The organism is Caballeronia arationis, from assembly GCF_001544975.2.
Classification (GTDB): Bacteria; Pseudomonadota; Gammaproteobacteria; order Burkholderiales; family Burkholderiaceae; genus Caballeronia; species Caballeronia arationis.
In genome coordinates this window covers 25,803-32,037 of sequence record NZ_FCOG02000071.1, presented here as the reverse complement: position 1 = coordinate 32,037, position 6,235 = coordinate 25,803, and the positions used below count along the sequence as shown (strand labels likewise).

Here is a 6,235-nt window from a genome sequence, read left to right as displayed (position 1 = left end):
TCTGACCTCTCGGTCTACAGTCAGGACGAACTCGATGCTATCGCCGACAGCTTGAACAGCCGGCCGCGCGCAACTCATGCATTCCATTCGCCATTCGAGGTCTTCGCTGCGACACTTGCCTCAGCCAGCCAACCACAAAGCGCTAAACACTGAACCTCGTGTTGCACTTCAGTTTGAAACCGCCCAGCTATTTACTTAGGCTTTGCCGCAATAAGCGCCGAGTATCATGCGTCCCGACCAATACGAACGATCGGACGTTTGATGATGACTATGAATCCCGCCTTGGCCCGGGTTCTCAAGCGTTTGCACTGTGCGCTGGTATGTCGCGTATCAACTGAGGCTTCGACATCTGGAAGAGATGATGGCGGAGCGCGGAATCTCGATCGACCATTCAACGGTACATCGCTGGGCCAGAGGAAGGGACGCAGGAAGGTCACGATTGCGATGTGCATGGCGTCTTCGCGCGGGCGGAAGGGTTGCGCCGAATCATGGTAGAGCCGACACTTAATACAATCAAACAATTGTCATGGATACGTTGACACATGCCTGAACCGCGCTACAAACAGATGGTCGACCGCCTCGCGGCCGACATCCGAGCAGGCCGTCTGCGTCCCGGGACGCGTCTGCCGACCCACCGCGATCTGGCCAGCCGCGAGGGTCTGGCGCTGGTCACCGCTACGCGCGTCTACGCGGAACTGCAAGCGATGGGGCTGGTAAGCGGCGAAACCGGCCGCGGCACATTCGTCAAGGAGCAACTCCCTCGCGGTGAAGGCATCGACCTGCATGCGTGGAGCGCGGACACGGTCGACCTCAGCTTCAACAATCCGTCTTCGCCGGGCCAAACCGATCTTCTGAGGACAGCGCTGCGCCAGCTCGCGGCCGCAGGTGACCTGGAGTCCCTACTTCGATACCAGCCGCACGGCGGGCGTGAGTACGAGCGGGCGACGGCGGCGCGCCATCTGGCGAGCCGGGGCCTTGCAGCGACAGTCGAGACCACCTTGCTCGTGAGCGGCGCGCAGCACGGACTGACTACGACCGCCCTTGCGTTGCTCGAACCCGGCGACGTGGTGGCGGTGGACGCGCTGACTTATCCGGGATTCAAGCTCGCTGCCGAGGCCGGTCGACTGGAACTAGCGCCGATCCCTGCCGCTGGACACGGACCGGATCTGGATGCGTTGGCGGCCCTGTGCAAGCGTCGGCGGGTACGCGCCGTCTACGCGATGCCGACGCTGCACAACCCGCTTGGCTGGGTGATGAGCGTGAGCCGACGTCGCGAACTTGTCGCCATCGCTCGGCACCATGGGCTGGTGCTCATCGAAGACGCGGCCTATGCTTTCCTGGCTGAAGGCGCACCGCCTCCATTGGCATCGCTTGCGCCAGAGACGACGGTCTATGTGTCCAGCCTGTCCAAGAGTGTCGCGACGGGTCTGCGCGTCGGATTCATTCATGCACCACGCGAATGGGCTCCCAAACTCGAACGCACGATCCGGGCGACGACCTGGAACACCCCGGCGGTCATGACTGCCATCGCCTGTGGATGGATGGAAGACGGCACGGTCGCCCGCCTTGAACACGACAAGCGGCGTGATGCCACGATGCGTCAGGAGCTTGTGGTCGAGGTTTTGAGGCGACTCAAGAGGATCAGTCATCCTGCGTCGTACTTCGTCTGGCTCCCTCTGGCACAGGAGGTCCGCGCGGATGCGATTGCCATGGCGGTGATGCGCGAGGGAATTGCCGTGTCGACAGCCTTGCCGTTCTCGACGTCGGCGCACGTCCCTCACGCGATTCGATTGGCAATCGGCTCAGTCGACATGGTCACGCTCAGGCGATCGCTGGAAACAGTGGCTAAAGTCATCGCCGACCAGACGTACTGAACGACAGTTACTACGGCACAGTCCGACAACATCTTGCCGCCTCCCTGCCGTCAATTCACAGTTGACGGCCTGTCAACTCCCGCGACATTGATTCGCATACGAATCAATATATAATTCGCATGCGAACATTTCAACGCGATGGCGTTTCATAGGGAGTGGACCCGTTGGCGCCGACAATCTCCAGGAGGCGAGACTATGACCCCGGACATCAGAACAGACCTTTCAAGTAGTGGTGTACTGGCCGTCACGATTAGAAGATTGCCGCCAAGCCAATCGGATCGCTGACCGCAATGAAACGACTGATGCGAAACGCGGAGAGGCTGGTCGCTCAGATGGATTTCGAAAGCGCGATCTTCGTAGAGCGCCTTGCAAGCGCCGAAGCGAAAGAAGCCTTTACGGCGTTCGCTGAAAAGCGCCAGCCGGATTTCACGAAAATCGATCGACAATAGGAATGATGGCGCCAAGGGGCACCGTCGGTGCCCCATACGTTACGAATCGGCGCTCTCGTCTATGGCCGAAAACTTCTCTTGCAGACTTGTCAACCATCGCGCGACGACGTCGATCTCGGACGCTGTAAACCCGTCCGTCAGCCGGGTATTCACGCTAGCGATACCCGCCTTCGAACGCTTGAGTGCGCCGCGCCCATCTTTTGTCAGCCACAGCCGCGACGCGCGTCGATCAAACTCATCCGTATGGCGTTCGATGAGACCAGCCCTTTCCGCCCGTTCGACCAACCCGCTCATTCCCGGCGCCTTGAGGTCAAGCGCCGCTGCCGCTTCATTCGTGAGGGCACCGTCGTTCTTTGCCAGAAAGAAAAGCAGGCCAGCCTGCGCTGCCGTCACTCCACCGGCGGCAGTCCTCGCCTGCGACCACCGCTGTAGGCGCTTCTGACCCACATTCAGCAGATAGACAAGCCGATGATCCATTTCCGAAACCTCGTTCTTCATTCCAGTCGCAGGAACGTCAACAAATTAATAGTTCGCGCGCGAAATATACCACGGAGACGTCCATGCCTGACTACACGGCATACGCCTCCGGAACTTGCCATCCTCGTGCGCCAAGGCGGAAGTCGCGGCTGCGCTTGCAGCGTTGCGCAACGAGGTCACCGCGGAAAATTCGTTCTTCGCGGGTGATGTTCCACGATATCCCGCATGGCAACCGCTTGGATTTGTTCAATGACTGCTGACTCGACGAAACCCGTCGCCCACCTCCAATTTTTGCGCGACTCTTCGCGGCCTGAATGACCGAGTGTTGTCCTCCATGGGCGCTCTCGCCTGCATCATGCAAAATAGCCGCATCTAATACTCGGAGAACGGCTCGTGGGCGTCAACTTCGATCTGAATGATTTGCAGGCCTTTCGAGCCGTCGTGGAGTTGGGAAGCTTCCGAAAGGCCGCTGAGGCGGTCAACATTTCGCAGCCGGCGCTGAGCCGGCGCATCGAGAAGCTCGAAGCGGCGCTCGGCGTACGACTTTTCGAGCGAACCACGCGCAGCGTGACGCTCACAACCGTAGGACGGGTTTTTGCTCCGAGCGCCGAACAGCTTCTCGACGATCTCGATGTCGCGTTGCTCGGCATCCGCGACGTCTCCACAAGCCGTCTGGGCCATGTGACCATCGCATGTGTGCCATCGGTTGCGTACTATTTCCTGCCGAGTGTCGTTGCCGCCTATCACAGCCGCTATCCGCGGATCCGGGTCAAGCTGCTCGACTCGAGCGCCAACGAAGTACTTGGCTCGGTCATCAGCGGTGAAGCCGATTTCGGCGTGAGCTTCATGGGCAGCCAGGAGACCGAAGTCGAATTCAAGGTTCTGCTGCAGGAACGGTTCGTCGCCGCGTGCCGTCGCGATCATCCGCTTGCCCGGAAGACCCGTGTGTCCTGGAGCGAGCTTTACGAACACGAATACGTTTCTGTCGACAAGACTTCCGGCAACCGCCTGCTGCTCGATCAGGCGTTGACCACGGTGTCGCCGAGAGCGCCCAGTGTCTGCGAAACACGCCATGTCACCACCATGCTCGGCCTGATCGAAGCGGGACTCGGCGTGGCGGCGGTGCCTTCAATGGCAATGCCCATGCGCGACCATCCGATCTTGACCAGCGTGCCGCTCGTCGATCCGGTCGTGACGAGGCGCGTCGGCATTGTCAGGCGCCGGGGGCGTCCGCTCGCGCCGGCCGCGCAGCAGTTCTATCAGACGATCCTCGACACGAAGCGCAGCGGCATGGCCGGCGCGGCGAAGAAGACCCCGAAATGACACTGCCCAGGCCCTTCAGGCTGCTTTACGTCCAGGTCCTGATCGGAATGGGGCTGGGCGTGACCGTCGGCCACTTCTGGCCACAGGTCGGCGCGTCGCTAAAGCCGCTCAGCGATGCGTTCGTCGCGCTGGTACGCATGATGATCGCGCCAATCGTCTTCTGCACGATCGTCACGGGCATCACGTCGCTTTCAAGCAGCTCGAAGATCGGCCGGACCATCCTGAAGGCGCTGGCGCTGTTCTACTTTCTCACGATCGTTGCGCTCGTCCTGGGGCTCGCAACTGCATTCGTGCTGCACCCGGGTGCTGGACTGCACATCGACGCGCATCATCTGGACACGGCCGTCCTCGCTCAGTATTCGACGCGCACGCAGTCGCACGGACTCGTCGAATTTGCGTTGCATGTGATTCCGGAGACACTCGTCGGCGCCTTCGAGAAAGGCGAGGTGCTGCCGGTCTTGCTGCTCGCCCTTCTGTTCGGCTTTGCAATGAACGCCAGCCGAAGTGCCGGGCGGCGGGTACAGGAATTCATCGACAGCGTCGCGCACGTGCTGTTCCGCATCCTCGCGATGATCATGCGGCTTGCACCCTCCGGCGCATTCGGCGCGATGGGCTTCACGGTCGGCCGTTTCGGCATTCGTTCGATTGGCTCGCTCGGCATGCTGATGGTGTCGTTCTATGCTGCGTGCCTGCTGTTCGTGGTCTGCGTGCTCGGTCCGCTCGCGCGCCTGCATGGCTTCTCGCTCTGGCGGCTGCTGCGCTACATTCGCGAGGAACTCCTCATCGTGCTCGCGACGTCGTCGACCGAACCGGTGTTGCCGCGCCTTATCGTCAAGCTCGAAGCGCTTGGCTGCGACAAGGGCATCGTGGGACTCGTGCTGCCCGCCGGCTACTCGTTCAACCTCGACGGCACGGCGATCTACTTGACGCTCGCCTCCATGTTCATCGCTCAAGCATGCGATGTACGCCTCTCGGGCGGCCAGATCGCGACGATGCTCGCGGTCATGCTGCTCACGTCAAAGGGCGCGGCGGGCGTATCGGGCAGCGGACTGGTTGCGCTCGTCGCGACGCTGGCCGTCATTCCCGATCTGCCGGTTGCGGGCGTTGCACTGCTGGTCGGCATCGATCGCTTCATGTCCGAGGCGCGTGCCCTGACGAGCGTGATCAGCAACGCCTGCGCGGTGATCTTCGTATCGATGTGGGAGCGCGCCTGCGACCGGGTGCGCCTGAAGGATGCATTGAGCCTCGCGCATCAGCCGGAAGAAGCCTTCGATCAGCCCGCCGACGTGCCGGGCTGAATCGCTTCCTTCGTCTCAATGCGTCGCGACCGAATCAAGCCCTGTCGATGTCACCTCCGGCTGCACGGCGGGGGACGCGAGATAGTCGAGCAGCGCTTTCGCCTCCTTCGGATGCTGCGCACCGACCGGAATGCCGGCCGCAAAGCGCGTGACAGACTGCATCGACTCCGGAATTTTGCCGACGTACGCCGCGCCCTTCACGGGAAGCAGCTCGCTCACCTGCTGAAATCCCACTTCGTAGTCGCCGGTCGCGACAACGGATGCCACCGGAATCCTGGGGATCATCTTCGCCTTGGTCTTCACCTGCTCCTCGATGCCGAGCCGCTTGAACAACTCGCGCTCGATATAGACGCCGCTCGCGCTATCCGAGTAAGCGATCGACCGGGCATGCAGCAAGGTTTCCTTGAGCGCCGCCTCAGACCCGATGTCGGGCTTCGGCGCGCCGTCGCGCACGACCATGCCGATGCGCGAATCCGCGAGCTCAACGCGCGAATCGGGGATCACCTTGCCCTGCTTGATGAGGTCGTCGAGTGCATAGCCGACCATGATCACCACGTCGGCAGGCTCGCCGCGCTGAAGCCGGTTCGGAATGGCCTCTGGCGACTTGCCCATCGACGGTCCGAGCGCGGTATCGAGCATGTTGCCCGTGGACTCCGCAAACTTCGGGCCGAGCAGCTTGTAGGCGGCAGTGAAGCCGCCCGAACTCATCACGTGCAGATCGGCGGCCTGCACATTAGCCGCAGCGGCGGCGCTGCCGAGCAGCGCCGCGCTGCATAGTTTCAGAAGGATGGATTTCATGGTTGATAGAACGTCA

Annotated in this window: 5 protein-coding genes and 3 pseudogenes; 6 read left to right on the top strand and 2 right to left on the bottom strand. The window is 61.6% G+C overall.

The genetic code is table 11. The features are described 5' to 3' along the window. The 4 genes and pseudogenes from AWB81_RS47050 to AWB81_RS47045 form a co-directional block, all read left to right on the top strand. A pseudogene (locus tag AWB81_RS47050) lies at positions 1 to 153 on the top strand (IS30 family transposase); the annotation flags it as partial. 108 nt (positions 154 to 261) lie between these two features. Next, a pseudogene (locus AWB81_RS28810) lies at positions 262 to 412 on the top strand (IS6 family transposase); the annotation flags it as partial. 130 nt (positions 413 to 542) lie between these two features. Beyond that, complete coding sequence (locus AWB81_RS28805) at positions 543 to 1,874, top strand: aminotransferase-like domain-containing protein (protein ID WP_062639971.1); 1,332 nt, start codon at positions 543 to 545, stop codon at positions 1,872 to 1,874. 254 nt (positions 1,875 to 2,128) lie between these two features. Further along, positions 2,129 to 2,323, top strand: a pseudogene (locus tag AWB81_RS47045) (enoyl-CoA hydratase); the annotation flags it as partial. A 39-nt stretch (positions 2,324 to 2,362) separates the two neighbouring features. On the opposite strand, the gene AWB81_RS28795 reads toward AWB81_RS47045, so the two are convergent. After that, entirely contained in the window at positions 2,363 to 2,800 is a 438-nt protein-coding gene (locus AWB81_RS28795; RefSeq protein ID WP_062639980.1) for a MarR family winged helix-turn-helix transcriptional regulator, read from the bottom strand. Positions 2,801 to 3,193: 393 nt separating this feature from the next. Between AWB81_RS28795 and AWB81_RS28790 the strand changes: the two genes are divergently transcribed. Both AWB81_RS28790 and dctA read left to right on the top strand, forming a co-directional pair. After that, a complete protein-coding gene (locus AWB81_RS28790) occupies positions 3,194 to 4,123 on the top strand; it encodes a LysR family transcriptional regulator (protein ID WP_062639969.1) in 930 nt (309 codons plus the stop codon). Next, positions 4,120 to 5,421 carry a C4-dicarboxylate transporter DctA gene (gene dctA, locus AWB81_RS28785; RefSeq protein ID WP_062639967.1) on the top strand — a complete coding sequence of 434 codons (1,302 nt, stop codon included), beginning with the start codon at positions 4,120 to 4,122 and terminating at the stop codon, positions 5,419 to 5,421. Before AWB81_RS28790 ends, dctA begins: the two co-directional genes overlap by 4 nt. Before the next feature lie 15 nt (positions 5,422 to 5,436). Here the strand turns inward: dctA and AWB81_RS28780 are convergent, their stop codons facing one another. Then, positions 5,437 to 6,219 (bottom strand): substrate-binding domain-containing protein, encoded by a 783-nt coding sequence (locus AWB81_RS28780; RefSeq protein WP_062639966.1) that lies wholly within the window; start codon positions 6,217 to 6,219, stop codon positions 5,437 to 5,439. Positions 6,220 to 6,235 lie beyond the last annotated feature (16 nt).

Excerpts from the sequence above, each read along its gene's own strand:
- AWB81_RS28795 (WP_062639980.1), bottom strand. The coding sequence starts at position 2,800 with ATGGATCATCGGCTTGTCTATCTGCTGAATGTGGGTCAGAAGCGCCTA.
- AWB81_RS28780 (WP_062639966.1), bottom strand. The coding sequence starts at position 6,219 with ATGAAATCCATCCTTCTGAAACTATGCAGCGCGGCGCTGCTCGGCAGC.
- AWB81_RS28805 (WP_062639971.1), top strand. The coding sequence starts at position 543 with ATGCCTGAACCGCGCTACAAACAGATGGTCGACCGCCTCGCGGCCGAC.
- dctA (WP_062639967.1), top strand. The coding sequence starts at position 4,120 with ATGACACTGCCCAGGCCCTTCAGGCTGCTTTACGTCCAGGTCCTGATC.